17 protein-coding genes and 1 other RNA gene are annotated in these 16,800 nt (G+C 62.0%); 7 read left to right on the plus strand and 11 right to left on the minus strand.

The annotated features are described in order from the left end of the window. The first annotated feature begins 396 nt into the window (after nucleotides 1-396). Complete coding sequence (locus B7L72_RS08540; protein ID WP_016915646.1) at nucleotides 397-1,422, plus strand: aspartate carbamoyltransferase; 1,026 nt, start codon at nucleotides 397-399, stop codon at nucleotides 1,420-1,422. 27 nt (nucleotides 1,423-1,449) lie between these two features. On the opposite strand, the gene ruvX is transcribed toward B7L72_RS08540, so the two are convergent. The 7 genes from ruvX to B7L72_RS08575 all read right to left on the minus strand — a co-directional run bounded on the left by ruvX (nucleotide 1,450) and on the right by B7L72_RS08575 (nucleotide 6,164). Beyond that, nucleotides 1,450-1,905, minus strand: a complete 456-nt coding sequence (ruvX, locus tag B7L72_RS08545) for a Holliday junction resolvase RuvX (RefSeq protein ID WP_016915645.1) — start codon at nucleotides 1,903-1,905, stop codon at nucleotides 1,450-1,452. A gap of 18 nt (nucleotides 1,906-1,923) precedes the next feature. Then, nucleotides 1,924-2,481, minus strand: coding sequence for a YqgE/AlgH family protein (locus B7L72_RS08550; RefSeq protein ID WP_039179223.1), 558 nt, complete (start codon nucleotides 2,479-2,481; stop codon nucleotides 1,924-1,926). Nucleotides 2,482-2,521: 40 nt separating this feature from the next. Next, the gene (gshB, locus tag B7L72_RS08555; protein ID WP_026001921.1) at nucleotides 2,522-3,487 is read right to left on the minus strand and encodes a glutathione synthase; all 966 of its coding nucleotides are present in this window, start codon (nucleotides 3,485-3,487) and stop codon (nucleotides 2,522-2,524) included. A gap of 69 nt (nucleotides 3,488-3,556) precedes the next feature. Next, nucleotides 3,557-4,261, minus strand: a complete 705-nt coding sequence (locus B7L72_RS08560) for a CvfB family protein (RefSeq protein ID WP_081193767.1) — start codon at nucleotides 4,259-4,261, stop codon at nucleotides 3,557-3,559. 138 nt (nucleotides 4,262-4,399) lie between these two features. Continuing rightward, nucleotides 4,400-5,167 (minus strand): 16S rRNA (uracil(1498)-N(3))-methyltransferase, encoded by a 768-nt coding sequence (locus tag B7L72_RS08565; protein ID WP_081138424.1) that lies wholly within the window; start codon nucleotides 5,165-5,167, stop codon nucleotides 4,400-4,402. 3 nt (nucleotides 5,168-5,170) lie between these two features. Next, a complete protein-coding gene (gene secB, locus B7L72_RS08570) occupies nucleotides 5,171-5,680 on the minus strand; it encodes a protein-export chaperone SecB (RefSeq protein WP_016915640.1) in 510 nt (169 codons plus the stop codon). 61 nt (nucleotides 5,681-5,741) lie between these two features. After that, nucleotides 5,742-6,164, minus strand: a complete 423-nt coding sequence (locus B7L72_RS08575) for a rhodanese-like domain-containing protein (protein ID WP_016915639.1) — start codon at nucleotides 6,162-6,164, stop codon at nucleotides 5,742-5,744. 252 nt (nucleotides 6,165-6,416) lie between these two features. Between B7L72_RS08575 and gpmI the strand changes: the two genes are divergently transcribed. The 3 genes from gpmI (at nucleotide 6,417) to B7L72_RS08590 (ending at nucleotide 10,510) form a co-directional block, all read left to right on the plus strand. After that, entirely contained in the window at nucleotides 6,417-7,979 is a 1,563-nt protein-coding gene (gene gpmI / locus B7L72_RS08580; protein WP_081193769.1) for a 2,3-bisphosphoglycerate-independent phosphoglycerate mutase, read from the plus strand. Further along, entirely contained in the window at nucleotides 7,979-9,115 is a 1,137-nt protein-coding gene (locus B7L72_RS08585; RefSeq protein WP_016915637.1) for a murein hydrolase activator EnvC family protein, read from the plus strand. The genes gpmI and B7L72_RS08585 overlap by 1 nt, the downstream gene beginning before the upstream one ends. A 99-nt stretch (nucleotides 9,116-9,214) precedes the next feature. Beyond that, the gene (locus B7L72_RS08590) at nucleotides 9,215-10,510 is read left to right on the plus strand and encodes a S41 family peptidase (protein WP_081138427.1); all 1,296 of its coding nucleotides are present in this window, start codon (nucleotides 9,215-9,217) and stop codon (nucleotides 10,508-10,510) included. On the opposite strand, the gene B7L72_RS08595 is transcribed toward B7L72_RS08590, so the two are convergent. The 4 genes from B7L72_RS08595 to B7L72_RS08610 form a co-directional block, all read right to left on the minus strand. After that, a complete protein-coding gene (locus B7L72_RS08595) occupies nucleotides 10,507-11,760 on the minus strand; it encodes a UbiH/UbiF/VisC/COQ6 family ubiquinone biosynthesis hydroxylase (RefSeq protein WP_081193771.1) in 1,254 nt (417 codons plus the stop codon). The genes B7L72_RS08590 and B7L72_RS08595 overlap by 4 nt on opposite strands. Nucleotides 11,761-11,810: 50 nt before the next feature. Beyond that, nucleotides 11,811-13,055: a 2-octaprenyl-6-methoxyphenyl hydroxylase gene (ubiH, locus tag B7L72_RS08600; RefSeq protein ID WP_081193773.1), complete on the minus strand. Its 1,245-nt coding sequence runs from the start codon at nucleotides 13,053-13,055 to the stop codon at nucleotides 11,811-11,813. 94 nt (nucleotides 13,056-13,149) lie between these two features. Then, nucleotides 13,150-14,487: a Xaa-Pro aminopeptidase gene (gene pepP, locus B7L72_RS08605; RefSeq protein ID WP_081193775.1), complete on the minus strand. Its 1,338-nt coding sequence runs from the start codon at nucleotides 14,485-14,487 to the stop codon at nucleotides 13,150-13,152. Between the two features lie 36 nt (nucleotides 14,488-14,523). Next, nucleotides 14,524-15,102, minus strand: coding sequence for a UPF0149 family protein (locus B7L72_RS08610; protein ID WP_081193777.1), 579 nt, complete (start codon nucleotides 15,100-15,102; stop codon nucleotides 14,524-14,526). 168 nt (nucleotides 15,103-15,270) lie between these two features. Between B7L72_RS08610 and B7L72_RS08615 the strand changes: the two genes are divergently transcribed. The 3 genes from B7L72_RS08615 to B7L72_RS08625 all read left to right on the plus strand — a co-directional run bounded on the left by B7L72_RS08615 (nucleotide 15,271) and on the right by B7L72_RS08625 (nucleotide 16,467). Then, entirely contained in the window at nucleotides 15,271-15,579 is a 309-nt protein-coding gene (locus tag B7L72_RS08615; RefSeq protein WP_039179187.1) for a cell division protein ZapA, read from the plus strand. A gap of 59 nt (nucleotides 15,580-15,638) precedes the next feature. Continuing rightward, a non-coding RNA gene (gene ssrS / locus B7L72_RS08620) (6S RNA) lies at nucleotides 15,639-15,820 on the plus strand. 20 nt (nucleotides 15,821-15,840) lie between these two features. Then, entirely contained in the window at nucleotides 15,841-16,467 is a 627-nt protein-coding gene (locus B7L72_RS08625; RefSeq protein WP_081138434.1) for a 5-formyltetrahydrofolate cyclo-ligase, read from the plus strand. Nucleotides 16,468-16,800: the final 333 nt, after the last annotated feature.

Here is a 16,800-nt window from a genome sequence, read left to right on the forward strand (position 1 = left end):
GCTGCAATCATTTCGCTGTGACGGGCTCGGTGACCTGAACCGTGTCGCCTCAGCGAGGAAGACGTATTCTACGCATTCCGTGGTGTTTGTCAAGGGCTGTTTTCAGCGTGTGAAGCGAGCGATCAATCCAACCAACAGATGACGCTAACTTCCTGACAAACCGAAGGTTTTTCAACCTTCTTCACCGCTGGTAACGCTTGGCGTCCCCGGCAGCGGATGCGTACTTTACGGATTCGCTGCCGGGTTGGCAAGGGGTATTTACCAAATAGTCAAAAAAAGTCGCCCACGTGACCACACAACCCGTGGAAAGCACTTCGGCGCTTACTGTTTGGCGGTTACACTTGGCACTCCGCAACATTCGCCACATCTATTGCACCTACGGATATGAGGTCTTCGATGAGCCAGCACTTGTTAACCGTCGATTCATTAAATCGCGAAAGCGTTGATCACCTGTTACGGGTGGCCGCACGCATGGAGCCGATTGCCAGTCGCCGTCAGGTCACGCGAGTGCTGGAAGGTGCGGTACTGGGCAACCTGTTCTTCGAAGCCAGTACGCGGACGCGGGTGAGTTTCAATGCGGCTTTCTGCCGTCTGGGAGGCAGTGTCTGTGACACCACGGGCTTTACCTTCTCGTCCATGGCCAAGGGCGAATCCTTGTACGACACCAGCAGGGTAATGAGCGGCTACTGTGATGCCATCGTCATGCGCCACCCGGATCAAGGGTCGGTTGCCGAGTTTGCCGCCGCAACGCATGTGCCGGTCATCAACGGTGGTGATGGTCCAGGCGAGCACCCAAGCCAGGCGCTGCTGGACCTTTATACCATCGACAAGGAGTTCCAGCGGTTGGGCAAGCGCCTGAGTGGTGCCCATATTCTACTGACCGGGGATTTGAAATACGGGCGCACGGTGCATTCGCTGATCAAGCTGCTGTCGCTTTATGATCCGCTGCGGATAACGCTGGTCTCCCCACCCGGCCTGGAAATGCCGTCTTATCTGGTGGATCTGGTGGCGTCACGGGGCCATCGCATCGAGCAGCGCGACTCCCTGGCCAGTGACTTCTCGGATCTGGACGTCGTCTATACGACGCGCATCCAGAAGGAGCGCTTCACGGACGAAATGAACGAGAGCTTCCAGGGGCTTTCCGATGACTTCATGGTCAATCGCGATTTTCTGGATCACCGCTGCAGCCAAAGCACGATCGTGATGCACCCGCTACCGCGCGATAGCCGTCCAGGCGCCAATGATTTGAACGTCGATTTGAATGGCGATCCGCGCCTGGCGATCTTCCGCCAGACAGATAACGGCATCCCCATGCGGATGGCCATTTTTGCCACGCTATTGAAAGTGGACGAGCTGATCGAACAGGATATGCGGCCAGTGCGCTGGTTCGTACCGCCGCAAATTGGCACGCTGGACCGCTGAGGAGCAGACGGCTGAGCAGCTAAACGCTCAGTGCGCAGTTCGCCCACCGGGGAGGCCTTCTCGGTGGGCGAACCAGCCTTCCAGAATCAGCACGGCAGCGATGCCGTCCACGCTCTGCTGACGATAGTTACCGCGATGTCCCGATGCGTGGGCGATCTGCTTGGCTTCACGGGTAGAGCCACGCTCATCGACCATCTCGCACGGCTTGCCATAACGCCCATGCAGGCGGTTGCCAAACTTGCGCGCACGGGTACTCATGGGCGATTCGCTGCCATCCATGTTCAACGGTAGCCCGACCACGAACAGGTCGGGCTGCCACTCCTGAACCAGACGAGACACCACGTTCCAGTCAGGAATGCCATCCCGTGCAGGGAGAGGCGTCAGCTCGCGGGCGCTGTTGAGCAGCTCATTGCCTACCGCCACACCGATGCGCCGCGTTCCATAATCGAATGCCAGGATCAGGCGTTCCCCACTGTCGGCCATCGCGTTACTGCCCCTTCGTCATGCGTGACCGGCGTCACGGGTCATCAGGTTGAGATCGACGCCCAGCAGGCCAGCGGCAGCGGCCAAGCGCTCGGCGGGAGGGGTGTCGAACAGCACGCTTGGCTGGCCTTCCACCGTCAACCAGGCGTTGTCCTTGAGCTCATCCTCCAGCTGCCCTACTTCCCAGCCCGCGCACCCCAGGCACACGAGGAAGTGCTCTGGCCCCGTGCCATCCGCCAGCGCCTGAAGAATATCCATGGACGTGGTGAGGGCAATGCCATCTTCTACCTGGACGCTGGAATCCCACGCCTGGCTATCCCCTTCGTGAAGGATAAAGCCACGGTCTTTATGGGTGGGGCCACCGTAATAGACAGGCGCATTGCGGTGCGGGCTCTCATCGCCCCCCAGGGAGAGCTGTTCAAACAGCGCATCCAGGGTGATCTCCAGGGGGCGGTTGGTAATCACCCCCATGCAACCATTGTGGTCATGGTCACACAGGTACACCAGGCTGCCCGCAAAGTTGGGGTCGTCCAGATGCGGCATGGCCATTAAAAAATGGTGTTTTAAGCTTTGCATGCGTCTCCTATGGCTTGCCGCTGAATCAGCAAGTCGGGCGTTATTGGGCGGAAGCAAGGCGACGCTCGATGGCGTCCAGCAGCATGCCGGCGATGTCGGTGCCACGCTGATCGTCGATTTCCCGCACGCAGGTGGGGCTGGTCACGTTGATCTCGGTGATGTAGTCACCGATGACATCCAGACCCACGAACATCAGCCCTTTCTCACGGATCAGCGGCTGTACCTGCTGGATCAGCCAGTGATCACGCTCGGTCAGCTCGCGACTCACGCCACGCCCACCGGCGGCCAGGTTGCCGCGGGTCTCTCCCGCCGAGGGGATGCGCGCCAGCCCGAAGGGCACAGGCTCGCCATCGACCAGCAGAATACGAGTATCGCCGTGTTTGATTTCCGGCAGGTAGCGCTGCGCCATGATCTGACGCTGGCCGCGCAGCGTCAGCTGCTCGATGACGGCGCCTATGTTGCGGCCATCAGGGCCGATATGAAAAATGCCCGTGCCCCCCATACCGTCGAGTGGCTTGAAGATCACGTCGCCATGCTCGGCGTGGAAGGCACGCAGCACATCATCACGGCTAGCCACGACCGTTGGCGCGCAGCACTGAGGAAACTGCTGGGCAAAGAGCTTCTCGTTACACTGCAGCAAGGCGGCGGTGGGGTTCACCACCAGCACTCCCTCGCGCTCGGCAAAGCCCAGCAGGTGCACCGCATTAATGAACTCGGCATCTACCGGCGGGTCCTTGCGCATCAGCACGACGTCCAGTTCTGCCAGTGGCCGCTGAGCTGCTTCGCCAAGGTCGTACCAATGTGCAGGATCACGATGCACGGTCAATGGGCGCATGCGTGCGTAGGCCTGCCCTGCGTTCAAGAACAGATCGTCCTGCTCCATGTAGTGCAAGGTATAGCCGCGCTCCTGGGCAGCCCACAGCATCGCCAGGGTGGTGTCTTTCTTGTAGGCGATGTCACTGATCGGGTCCATCACGACACCGAGATGCAACGTTGAGTGGCTCATCGAAATACCGTCCATGCAGAAACAATCATTATTCAGTATGCCGTACTGCAGGCACGGCTCCAACCGCGGCTATTTGTCTGCGGTTTCGGAGAGCGCGCCCGGCACCAGGCGAATGGCATCAGGGGTCAGGGTGATCAGCTGTTGCTTGTAAAGCCGCCCAATCGCTTGTTTGTAGGCGCTCTTGCTCACCCCCAGGCGCGCCTTGATGGCGTGGGCATCGCTTTTATCGCCCAGCGGCAAGTAGCCGCCGCTTTCACGTAGCGCTTGCAGTATCTTGTCACCTACCACATCGAGGCGTGCCGCCCCCGGCGGCAGCAGCGAGATATCGACTCGGCCATCCTCGCGACGCTGTTTTACATAGCCTTTCAGCGTCTGCCCTCGGCGCAGCGGCTGGGTCATGTCGTCCTGATAGATCAATCCCCAATAACGGTGCTCGACCACCACTTTCATGCCCAGGTCCGTGCGATCGGCCACCACTACCGTGACCTCATCCCCCTGCGACAGCGCCCAGGCGTCGTCGCTCAGAAAGCGGTCCAATCGCATGGATGCCACGGGACGCCCCTGGTCATCGCTATACAGCATGACCAGTACGCGCTTGCCGGGATCCGGGCGAAAACGCTGTTCGCTATAGGGCAGCAGCACGTCCTTGGGCTGGCCCCAACGCAGAAAAGCGCCCGTACTGTTCACTGCCGTCACGGTCAAGTAAGCGACTTCTCCCAGCTGGGCAGTCGCATTGCTGGCAGAACGGGGAGAGGCATGGGGCTCACGGGCCATGGAGGTGTCCTTGCGAAGGGTTGAGAATCGGTAGCGTACCTTGCTAACGCTAGCCAAAGCGAGACCGTATTCGGCCTGACAGCCTGCTATACAAAAGCCGCTGCCACATAGAATGCGGCAGCGGCTGACAGTAAGCGCTTACAAATCACCGAAATGATGCTGCAGGAGGGTCAGCGCGACGACTGGTGCGGTTTCCGTACGCAGTACACGGGGCCCTAATGTCAGCGGCGTAAAGCCGCTGGCGGTGGCCGCAGCGATATCGGTCTCGCTGAGCCCTCCTTCGGGGCCAATCAGCAACGCTGCCGAAGCGGGCCGAGACGACTGTGCAAAGCCATTGCCCGTGGCCAGATGAAGCATCAGGCGCAGCGGCTCTTGCCGTTCGGCCAGCCACTCCTCCAGCCCCTGCGGCGGGTACACGGGAGGCACCACTGCACGCCCACTTTGCTCGCAGGCGCTGGCAGCCACCGCCTGCCAATGGGCCAGCTTCTTCTCTTCTCGGTCGCCTTTCAGGCGAACATCCCCCCGCTCGGTATAGAGTGGGGTGATGGCAGCGACGCCCAGCTCCACGGCTTTCTGAATGGCATAGTCCATGCGATCTCCCTTGGAAATCGCCTGGCCCAGATGCACCGCTAGCGGAGACTCCGCGTTGCCTGGCCATACCGACTCGACGGTTGCGGTGGTCTGTTTTCGCCCCACCTCCGCCAGCCGAACGCCTGCCTCCTGGCCCGCCCCGTCGAACAGGATCAGTGCCGCGCCCTCCCCCATGCGCAGCACGCGGGTAACGTGCCTGGCAGGGCCTTCCGGCAGCGTGACGGTTGCCCCGACACGCAGCTCGGTGGGCACATGAAGGCGCGGCATCTTGCCGTGCGTGGCGAGCCAGTGTGCTGCCGAATGCGCTTCGAGCATGGCTTAGTGGGTGTTCTCGGCAGCCTGGCTTGCCTGCTGCGCTTCACGCTGCTTGCGCTGGGCGTACATGGCTTCGAAGTTGACCGGCGCCAGCATCAGCGCAGGGAAGCCGCCACGGTTGACCAGGTTGTCGATACACTCACGGGCGTAAGGAAACAGCAGGTTAGGACAGAAGGCGCCTAACGTCTGCTCCAGCTGCGCACCTTCGATGCCGGAAATACGGAACAGGCCAGCCTGCTCGACTTCAGCCAGGAACGACGTGGTGCCGGACTCGCTGTCATTCACCTGGGCGGTGACCTTGACCACGACTTCGTACTGGTCGTCAGCCACTTTCTGGCTGGTAGTGTTCAGATCCAGATTGACCTTGGGCTTGAACGCCTGCTTGAACACGGAAGGAGAGTTCGGCGCTTCGAAGGAAATGTCTTTCACGTAAATACGCTGCAAAGAGAATTTCAGCTGCGGCTTTTCACCTTCAGCGGCACCGGCCTGCGGGGTGTTGTTATCTTCCGCCATGGGAGACTCCTCGTTATTCATTCAATAAAAAAGCGTGCGGCCCAGAGGCCGCTTTCGTCGTTTACTTCTTCACTACGGGAAGGCCATCGGCCTGCCACTGCATCATGCCACCACGCAACTTCGTGGCCCGCTCGAAGCCCGCCTTGACCAGCTTGGCTTGTGCGGCACCCGAGCTTTGGCCATGCTTGCACACCACGATGATCGGCTGGCTTTTGACTTTCTCCAGCTCGTTCATGCGGCTATCGAGGCTGCTCTGGGGAATGTTGCGTGCACCGGCGATATGCCCCGCCTTGAAGTCTTTGCTTTCACGAATGTCCACTACCACCGCATCTTCGCGGTTGATGAGCTGGGTGGCCTGGCTAGAGGACACGGCATTCGAGGCAGCGCTACGCGTTTCGTAGACAATCCACGCCGTGAGCACCAGCAAAAATGCCCCCACCAACAGGGGGTGGTTCATTACGAATTCGAACAGCTGATCGATCATCGCGAACACAATCTCTTGGTCTATGCAGAAAAAAGCGGCCTGGCCGCCATCAGAAACGCGACAAGTATACACGTCACAGGGCATACCGCGCAGGCCATGACGCCCAGCGGCTGCCTGCGTTATGATGCCCCAAGCACGCGCCCGCCGCGACCCTGTTTCTCAGGTACTGTCTGAAAACTGGCTGAACGGCCATTGCCAGCGTTTCAAACAGCACTTTTCGTTGCTTGGCTGACCCATATAACGAGGTTTCTCATGGCATCATCTGCACCCCGCCCCGTCGCCCTGATCATCCTGGACGGCTATGGCCACAATCCCGATAGCGCACATAACGCCGTGGCTGCCGCCCATACCCCGAACATGGATGCCCTGTGGGCCAAACGCCCCCACGCCTTCGTACACACCGATGGCCGCCATGTGGGGCTGCCCGATGGGCAGATGGGCAACTCGGAAGTGGGCCACATGAACCTGGGAGCTGGGCGCATCGTGTACCAGGACTTCACGCGGATCACCAAGGCCATCGAGGATGGCGACCTGGATATCAATGGCGTGCTGACCAAACCTATCGACGACGCCGTGGCCAACGGCAAAGCGGTACATTTGTTGGGCCTGCTCTCGCCTGGAGGCGTACACAGCCATGAAGACCACTTCATTGCCGTCGCGGAACTGGCGGCGCGGCGCGGCGCTCAGCGAATCTACGTGCACGCCTTCCTGGATGGCCGCGACATGCCCCCGCAAAGCGCGCTGGCCTCCATCGAGCGCGCCAATGCCCGGCTTGCCGAACTGGTCGGTGCCGACAACGGCTTCGTGGCCTCCATCATTGGCCGCTTCTTCGCCATGGACAGAGACAACCGCTGGGAGCGGGTCGAGCAGGCCTACCGCCTGCTCACCGAGGGTCATGCCGAGCATACCGCCACCAGCGCTGAAAGCGGCCTGCGGGATGCCTACGCGCGTGGTGAAACCGACGAGTTCGTGGCGGCCACCAGCGTTCCCGTCAACGGTAGCGCCATGACGTTACAAGATGGCGACGCGGCGATCTTTCTGAACTTCCGCTCTGACCGGGCCCGGGAACTGACCCGCGCCTTCACCGATGCAGATTTTTCCGGTTTCCAGCGCCAGACCCGGCCTGCCCTGGCGGGTGACGGCCTGGTGATGATGACCCAGTACGCCGCCGACATTGCCGCTCCGGCGGCGTTCCCCCCCACCGACCTCACCGATACGCTGGGCGAAGTGGTGTCCAAGCGCGGCCTGACCCAGCTGCGTATCGCCGAAACCGAGAAGTACCCTCATGTGACGTTCTTTTTCTCGGGGGGTAACGAAGCCGAGTATGACGGCGAAGAGCGTATCCTGGTGCCGTCGCCTCGTGATGTGAAAACCTACGACGAAAAGCCGGAAATGAGCGCGTTCGACATCACCGACAAGCTGGTGGACGCCATCGACAGCGGCCGCTTCGACCTGATGGTGTGCAACTACGCCAACGGCGACATGGTCGGTCACACGGGGGATTTTGCCGCCGCCGTCAAGGCCATTGAAACCGTCGACACCTGCGTTGGGCGGGTCGTGGAGGCCATCGAGCGGGCCGGTGGCGCCTGCCTGATCACCGCCGACCACGGCAATGCCGAACAGATGGTGCACCCGGTGACCGGCGAGCCGCAAACCGCTCACACCACCTTCGTGGTACCGCTGATCTACGTCGGTGAGTGCGAGGCTCAGCTGTCGGACGGCCGTCTGTGCGATTTGGCGCCCACGCTGCTGGCGATGATGCATCAGCCACAGCCAGACGCGATGACGGGCCAGTCACTGCTGCGCTTCGCCTAATGCCATCGTGGCAACGACTGCCCTTGCTGGCACTGCTGATGCTGGGCACGCCCGCTGCCGTCGCGCAGGATGAGCGTGCCGCCCAGCAGCAGCTGGATGCACTGGGCCAGCAAATCGATGCCATGACCCAGCAGTTGGGCGTGACGGACCAGGCCCGTGACAGCGCCCAACAGGCCCTGCGTGCCGTCGAGACGGAGCTGGCCCAAACGCACCAGCGTCTGGACCAGCTGCAGGGGGAACGCCGCCAACTGAACGAAGAGAGCGAGCAACTGCGCCAGCACCGTGAGCGGCTCGAGCAGGAAAGAGCGGCGCAATACGCAGCGCTGGGCCAGCAACTGGCGGCCCTCTACCGGCTGGGGCCCACCCCTCAGCTAAAGCTGCTGTTGAACCAGAGCAATCCCGCCGAGCTGGACCGTATGCAGGCCTACCTGAACCGCTTGACGCAGGCGCGGCAACGTCGCCTGGGCGACATTGCCCGTCTGGATACCGCGCTGGTGGATACCGAGCAGGCGCTGGCCGAGCGCCAGACCCGGCTGGATGCCCTGGCGGACGAACTGGAAGCGCAAAGCGCGCTGCTGGCCCGCCGTACCGAGGAACGGCGCAGCGTCGTGACCACGCTGGATGATCGTTACGAGAGCGAAGCCGACCGTCTGGCCGACCTCAGCCAGAGCCGCGAGCAGGCCGAACAGCAGCTACGCGCCATCCAGGCCGAGCTTGCCCGACTGGCCGAGCCGACGCCCTCCACCAACATCACCCGCACCCAGGGCGACCTGCCCTGGCCAGTACAGGGCGCCATCACGGCCAGCTTCCAGCGCCGTCAGGGCGTGCATTACAACGGTATCGTGATTCAAGCGGGCGCCGGCACGGCGGTCACGGCCGTCCACTCTGGGCGCGTGGTCTTTGCGGACTGGATGCGGGGGTTTGGCAACCTGATGATCATCGATCATGGTGATCAGATCATGACCCTGTATGCCCACCTTCAGCAGTTCGATGCACGCCCGGGCCAGCAAGTAAACCGGGGCGACCGCATCGGCCGAGTGGGCAACAGCGGAGGGCAGCCTTCGTCCGCGCTCTATTTCGAAGTGCGGCGAGGTGGCGCCCCCATTAACCCGCAACGTTGGATTGCACGACGTTGACGGGATAAGCTGATAGCAGCGGCACCCTTGAAGGTGTCGCGCCGACCGTCTAACCCATGCGGCGCCCAGCGGCGCTGCCTTTCGCCTAGCGGAGTACGCATGACGCTATCTGTAACCGAGGTATCGGCCCCTGCCAAGCGTTTCTTGGCGACCCTGCTTCCGCTCGCGCTGCTGGCAGCACCCTTACCCCTAGCGGCTCAAACGGCCAATAGCGTCGCCGACGACCTTCCGCTGGAAGAGATCCAGACCTTCGCCGAGGTGTTCGAACGCATCAAACGGGCCTATGTCGAGGAAGTGGATGATCGTACGCTGCTGCGCAATGCCATGCGTGGCATGCTCAGCGAGCTGGACCCTCACTCGGCCTATCTGGATGCCAACGAGTACCAGAGCCTTCGCGAGTCCACCCAGGGCGAGTTCGGCGGCATCGGCATCGAAGTCGGCACCGAGAATGGTCAACTCATGGTGATCACTCCCATCGACGATACACCGGCCTCCCGCGCGGGCCTGCTGTCGCGGGACATCATCATCGCCATCGATGGCACACCCACCGATAACCTCTCCTTGCAGGAAGCCGTCAACCTGATGCGGGGCGAGCCGGGCAGCCAGCTGCGGCTATCCATTCTGCGCGCGGGCGAAGATAGCCCACGAGACCTTACGCTGACCCGGGAAATCATCCGTAGCGAAAGTGTGCGCCATGAAACCCTGGAGCCTGGCTACGGCTATTTACGTATCAGCCAGTTCCAATCACGCACGCCGGAACAGGCACGCCGCGCCCTCGAGCGCATGGCACGCGAACAGCCGCTCGAAGGCCTGATTCTGGATTTACGTAACAACCCTGGCGGGGTACTGCAAGCGGCGGTGGGCGTGGCCGACCTCTTCCTGGATAGCGGGCTAATCGTGTATACCGAAGGCCGCCTGTCGGATACCGAGATGTCCTTCTCGGCATCGCCCGATACGCCTGCGCGTGATGTACCGCTCGTGGTGCTGATCAACAGCGGCAGCGCCTCCGCCGCAGAGATCGTGGCAGGCGCGCTTCAGGACCAGCGTCGCGGGGTCATCATGGGCACCGAAAGCTTTGGCAAAGGGTCGGTGCAGCAGATCATGCCGCTAGGCAACGGCGAAGGTCTGAAGCTGACCACGGCGTTGTACTACACGCCCAATGGCCGCTCCATCCAGGCGCAGGGCATCGAGCCGGACGTGGAAGTGGTGCGTGGCCGCCTGGAAGTGGCCGAAAGCCGCCGTGAACTGCGCGAAGCCGACCTGGAAGGGCATCTGGGCAGTCAGAACCAGCCTCGCGAGCGCGCGGCCATGTCGCAGCGGCTGCGCGACGACTATCAGCTCAGCGAAGCGCTCAACCTGTTGAAAGCGCTCAATGTCGTCGACCGGCGCCGCTAACGGCACGTGCTCGGCAGGCGACCTCTTTCACCGGTGGCCTGGCGCATGATGAGCCGCTTGAGTGGCACCCACTGGTTCATGCCACTCATGCCGACATTACGCAGCAGGGTCAGGCCCGGCTGCTGACTGCCAAACAGCCCCTTGAAGCCCTTCATCAGGGCCAGCATGGCCGTATTGTCGAGACGGCGGCGGCGTTCGTAGCGCGACAGGATGGCCAGGCTGCCCCAGGGCGAGCCACGCCGCCAGGCAGCAACCACTTCTTCCGCCAACACCGCCGCATCCATCAGCCCAAGGTTCACCCCTTGCCCCGCCAAGGGGTGAATGCTGTGCGCCGCATCCCCCACCAGGGCAAAGTGCTCCTGCACATAGCTGCGGGCGTGGCGTTGTACCAGCGCAAAGCGATAGGCTCGATCAAGCACCGTGACAGCCCCCAGACGGTGATCGAAGGCGCGACCCAATTCCTCTCCCAGCGCTTGCGGTGCCAGCGACTCAAGCCGGGCCGCCTGCTCGGGTGGCACGGACCACACAATCGAGCACAGCCGATCATCGCCGTCCACGGTCAACGGCAGGAAAGCCAGCGGGCTGCCGCTTACGAAGGCCTGACGGGCCGTCGCTCCATGGGCGTGCTCACAGCGCACGGTGGTGACCACCGCTTCCTGGCCCATGGACTCCTCTGCCACCTCGATGCCCGCCAGTTCGCGCAGCACAGAGCGCGCACCATCAGCCGCCACCAGCAGCGGGGTTTCCAGCTGGCGACCATCCTCCAATACCAGCCAGCGCCCTTTGGAACTGGTCTGCAGCGCGGAGACGCGCACGCCATTCAGCCGGGTCAACGTCGGCAGGTTGGCCAGCTGTGCATTGAGTGCGGCCAGGGTCACGTCGTTCTCGACGATATGCCCCAGCACGGCGGTGCCCGCCTCGTCCGCCGAAAAGTGGATGTTGCCACTGCCCTCGGCATCCCATACCTGCATGTAACGGTAAGGTGTGATACGCGTCGCCGCCATGGCAGGCCAGGCACCCAGATGGTTCAACAGCCGCTGTGACACCGGCGTCAGGGCGCTGACACGGGGCGCCGGTAGCGCCTGGGCCACCTCTTCCAACTGCAGAGGCTTCTCACGGGCCTCGACCAGCGCGACCTGCATACCGGCCTTGGCCAGCAACCCTGCCACGCTGGCCCCGACCATACCGGCCCCCACCACCACCGCATCGAAACGCGTGACCGTGGTTGCCTGTTCTGCTTGAATCGTCATAGCCAATCCTTAATGTGTCAGCGCCAATGGTGCGCGCTATCGTTCCAGCGCTATCGTTCTAGCCCCATGGCTCGGCGTGCCAACCCCCGGCGCAGCGGTCCCACCAGGTTCAGGCCGATCAATCCGGCACCACGGGCATGGGGCAGCAGTGGCAGCGAAGCACCGAACAGCCGCACCAGACCATCGCTGAAACGGATGACGTTGGCACGGTCATCGGCACGGCGGCGCTCGAAAGCCGCCAGGGTTGCCAGACTGCCCAAGGGCTGCTGGTGTTGGGCAGCCTGGGCCAGCGCCTCGACCAGATCCATCACAGAGCGCAGCGCAAGATTGAAGCCCTGCCCGGCCACGGGGTGCAGCGCGTGCGCAGCATTGCCAAGCACCGCCAGCCCCGGCCTTACCGGCTCTTCGGCAGTCACCAGCGAAAGCGGATAGCAATAACGCTGCCCCAGCCGATTGAAGCGGCCTACCCGGTCGCCGAATGCTTGCTGCAGCTGGCTCAAAAAAGCTTGCTCAGACAGCGCCATGCGCGCCTGCTCACCCCCGCTGGGGTGTGTCCAGACCAGCTCCATGGCCTGACCGGGCAAGGGCAACAGCGCAATGGGGCCGTCTGCGGTGAAGCGCTCGTAGGCGACCCCGTGGTGCGGCTGACTGACCCCCACATGGGCAATCACGGCGGTTTGTTCATAAGAGTGACGGCGACTCTGAATGCCCAGCTGCTCTTTCAAGCCCGAACGGCCTCCGTCGGCCAGTAACGTCAGCGTGGCAGTCAGCTCACTGCCATTCGACAGGCGAAGATGATGCCGCCCCCCTGCCTGCGGGGTCAGCGACGTGACCGAGGCGGGGCAGTGCCATTCGATGGGGAGTTGCTGCAATCGACGGTGCAGCACCTGCCCCATCCAGGCGTTGGGAATCACATGCCCCAGCGCCTCGACGCCCAGCTCTTCCGCGCTCAGGCGTGTCGCCCCCAAACGTCCGCGCTCGCTGATATGAATGCGCTGGATGGGCGAGGCCTCAGCCTGCATTTCCTGCCACACGCCCAGTTGGCGAAAGCGCTGGGCGGAGCCCTCGGCAATGGCGCTGGCACGCGCATCGAAGCTGGGCTGCCAAGTGGCCTGGTCGCTCGTGTCGGGCAGTGCCTTGGCCTCGATGATGGCCACGCGCCAACCAAAACGCTCGATCAGAGGTGCGAGGGCGCACCCCAGGCTGGCGCCTACCAGGCCACCACCCACGATCACGATATCGTGAGTGGCAGGCCGCTCACTGGAAGGATCTGTTACCGCTGCGGACACCTGCATTCACCTCTCCTGGCTTGGTTGTTCAGCCCATGCGAATCATCGTAACCCATAACGTAATTTACATAACGACTTCTTCAGCTTTGTCGACTGGTCACTATTTAGCCATCAATTGCTCGATGGCCTCGACCTGCTTGGGAACTCCATCGGTGATCACCTCTCCCCCAAGCGCAGTAACCACAACGTTGTCTTCGATACGAATACCGATCCCACGGTAAGCCGTAGGAATATCGTCATCACAAGGGATATACAGGCCCGGCTCAATGGTTAGTACCATGCCCGGCGCCAGCGGCCTGGGCGTGTTTTCATCGAGTCGATAGGTCCCCACATCGTGGACGTCCAGACCCAGCCAGTGCGACGTGGAGTGCAGATAAAAGCGTCGATAACTTTCGTCATCGATACGTGCCTGCACCTCGCCTTCCAAAAGCCCCAGGTCGATGAGGCCCTTGGTCAAATCGTGCACGACCCCTTGATGAATATCGGCCAGGGTAGCGCCCGGAGCGACGGCGTTCACAGCACGCTCCTGAGCCTCCAGCACCACCTGGTAGAGCGCTCGCTGGGCATCGCTGAAGTGACCGGAGACCGGGAAAGTGCGGGTGATGTCGCCAGCGTAGAGATCGAACTCGGCGCCCGCATCGATCAGCACCAGCGCCCCTGCCTCCAGCAAATCGCTGTTTTCAATATAGTGCAGCACACAGGCGTTGGCGCCGCCGCCCACGATGGTGCTATAAGCGGGACCACTGGCCCCTTGCCACATGAACGCATGCTCCAGCTCGGCCTGAAGCTGATACTCATGCAGCCCTGCCCGGCAGGTGCGCATGGCACGCACATGGGCCTGAGCAGAAATGGCCGCCGCATGGCGCAGCAGGGCGATTTCCCCCGGACTCTTGATCAGCCGCATCTCATGGATGAGTGGGCGGCAATCCAGCCAGCCTTTCAAGGCGGGCTTACCACGGCGCACGCTCGCCTGGGCCTGGGCTAGCGCCTCTTCCAGCAGGCTGATCGCTTCGGGATTGTCCAGCGGCGCGTAGAGCAGTTCGCGGCCATCGAGCAGCCTTGCCAGTTGCACATCGCGCTGGGCGTTCTCGAAGGCCTGGTCGACCCCCAGCTGCTGCTCCACCCCGCCTGCACCCAACCGACGGCCCGTCCAGGCCTCCAGCGTGGGGTCCCGGTCCTGGCAGAACACCACACTGCTGCCTTCGACACGCCCAGGCAGCAGCACCAGCAGGCCGTCGGGCTCTTGCAGGCCCGTGAGGTAGTAAAAGTCGCTCTGCTGACGGAAGCGATATTCGCTATCGTGGGAGCGTGTCACTAACGATGCTCCCGGTATCAGCATGGCCGCGTTCGGCGGCAGCTGGGCCATCAGCGCCTCACGCCGCTGGCGGTACTCGTCAGGCCCAATGGGCGCGGGACGCGGCAATCGCTCAGGCAACATAGTGGCTCCTTGCGTATTCTGAAGAACAGTCAGATATCAGTGGACGGGGGCGTCGACCTGCTCGACCTGGGGCTGGCCCGGGTGCTGCTCGGTATACAGCAGCATGGCCGCCATGCGCGCGTGCTCGGTCAATGCAAACAGGTCGTTCTCGTTGTCCGGGCTATCATCGATATCGGTTTCGATCTGACTCAGCCCCGCCAGGTCTTCGATGGCCTCACGCAGGGTCTGCGACCAGCGCTCTCGCAGCGTGTCATCGGCCACTTCTTCGACGACTTCCATGAAGCCCAACGTCCACTCCTTGAGCCCTTGGGCCTGCTCGGCAAGCGAAAACAGCTCATCCGGCAGCAGCGGCGCGTAGTTCATATCGCTGGCGCTCAAGGCTTCCAGCGTCTGGCGTCGCCAGCCCAACAGTCGCTCTGCGCTTGCCTGATCTCGGGGTTGCTCGACACCAAGCCCCAGGCAGACCTCTTCCAGCCACCCTTCGGCGCTCACGTCACGTAGCGCCAGCAGGCCACACAGGCGCCCATCCAGAAAAGCGGGAGACTGCATGCTCCCGTGCAATAAAAATACATCCGCCACGTCAGAAAAATCCTGGCGCTCGTCAATCAATGACATGTTTTGTGCTCGCTTTAGCAAAAGTCAGAGTAAGATTCTGCGCAGAGCGCGGCCGGTACGTGCGTTGACCCCGTACGAGCGGCTCTCTTATAGTGAATATCGTCTATCCATCCTATTTATGTGATGTTAACGCATTGGGGCCCTGACTGGCCCGTGCTGGAGTCAATGATGAGTACCGCCAAGCGGCCAACGAAAGAGATCACCCTATTGGGGCGCAGCTATGTCATTGCCTGCGATAGCGGTCAGGAGGTGCAGCTGGAGCGCGCCGCTCGCTACCTGGACAGAGCCATGCACGGCATTCACGCCCAGAGCAGCGTGTTGGGCAACGAGCGCATTGCCATCATGGCCGCCTTGAACATTACCCATGAATTGCTGGAAGCGCTGGACGAGCACCGCGCGGGTGAGGCCAACCTGAGCCGCCTCAATGAGCGCCTCGAACGAGCGTTGGCAGGTACTCGCAAGCCAACGGACGCGTAAAGAGAGCCGTTCGGGGCATGGATGCTTTGGCATTGGCAGCGCCTCTGTTAGGATAGGGATGTTCTCTGGAATGCGCGCCAGTCGTTATAGTCCCTCGAGCCTATACGCAGTACCAGGGGGCCAAATGCTAGCCAGACCCGTGCGCATGTCCGTGCGTCGGAAAGCCTGACGGTCTGGCTGCGGCCACCCACCTGAACCAATAGGTTCAGGGCCAGAACGACAGCGGCATTCTGGGGAACACTTCAACATGGCCTGATAGAGATGACGCATACGACGCCCGATGAAAAGCAGGCCCTGCGCCGTGAACTCAAGCGCAGACGCAAGGCGCTGACCGCCAAACAGCAACAGCAGGCGGCCCACTCACTCTGCCAGCGCCTGAGGCATCAGCCCGAAATCAGACGCGCCAAACGCATCAGTCTCTACCTGCCGGTCAATGGCGAAATCGACCCGACACCCCTGATCGCATGGCTTCGCCAGCGACGCACCACGATTTACCTTCCTGTGCTACGCCCTTTCAGCGCCAATAGCCTATGGTTCGTGCGTTACGACCAGCATACCCCCATGGTCAAGAATCGTTTCGGCATTGCCGAACCCTGCCCAAGGTTTGCTGCCCACCGTGGCCATCGGCTACCCGCCTGGGCACTGGATACGCTGATCGTACCGCTGGTCGGGTTCGACCAGCAGGCCAACCGCATGGGCATGGGGGGAGGGTTTTACGACCGCAGCCTGGCCTTCATGCGCAGACCTGGCCCGGCTCCCGCCTTGATTGGGGTGGCGCACGCTTGCCAACAGGTCGACCAGCTGCCGTTGGAGCCCTGGGATATTCCGCTCACGGCCGTGGTCACCGATCAAGCCACGGTACGCCCCATAAAAAGGGCTGATCCATGATCAGCCCTCTTGTTTGACCTTTTGCAGGCTCGCGACGTCGATACCGCTCTACCCTGCTACCATTGATCAACTTCCCGATATTGCCTGGGCATAGCCAGTCGCCAAAACCCCAAGCAAAAACACCACGGTTAGCGCCATGACCATATCAGGTTTTCTTCGCCGCATGCCAAATCTCCAACGTCTTTCCAAGTGCCGGTAGCCCTGGGTGCGTCACCAAGGAGTTGCCTTTGGAAAGATGACACACCTCATTATTTGTGGCGATGACTATAGGGCTATAAGGGGGGTAGTGACAACCGCTATTAACACTATTTTCACCCCTTAATTAAACGTTTT

The organism is Halomonas sp. BC1 (assembly GCF_002078135.1).
Taxonomy (GTDB): domain Bacteria; phylum Pseudomonadota; class Gammaproteobacteria; order Pseudomonadales; family Halomonadaceae; genus Vreelandella; species Vreelandella stevensii.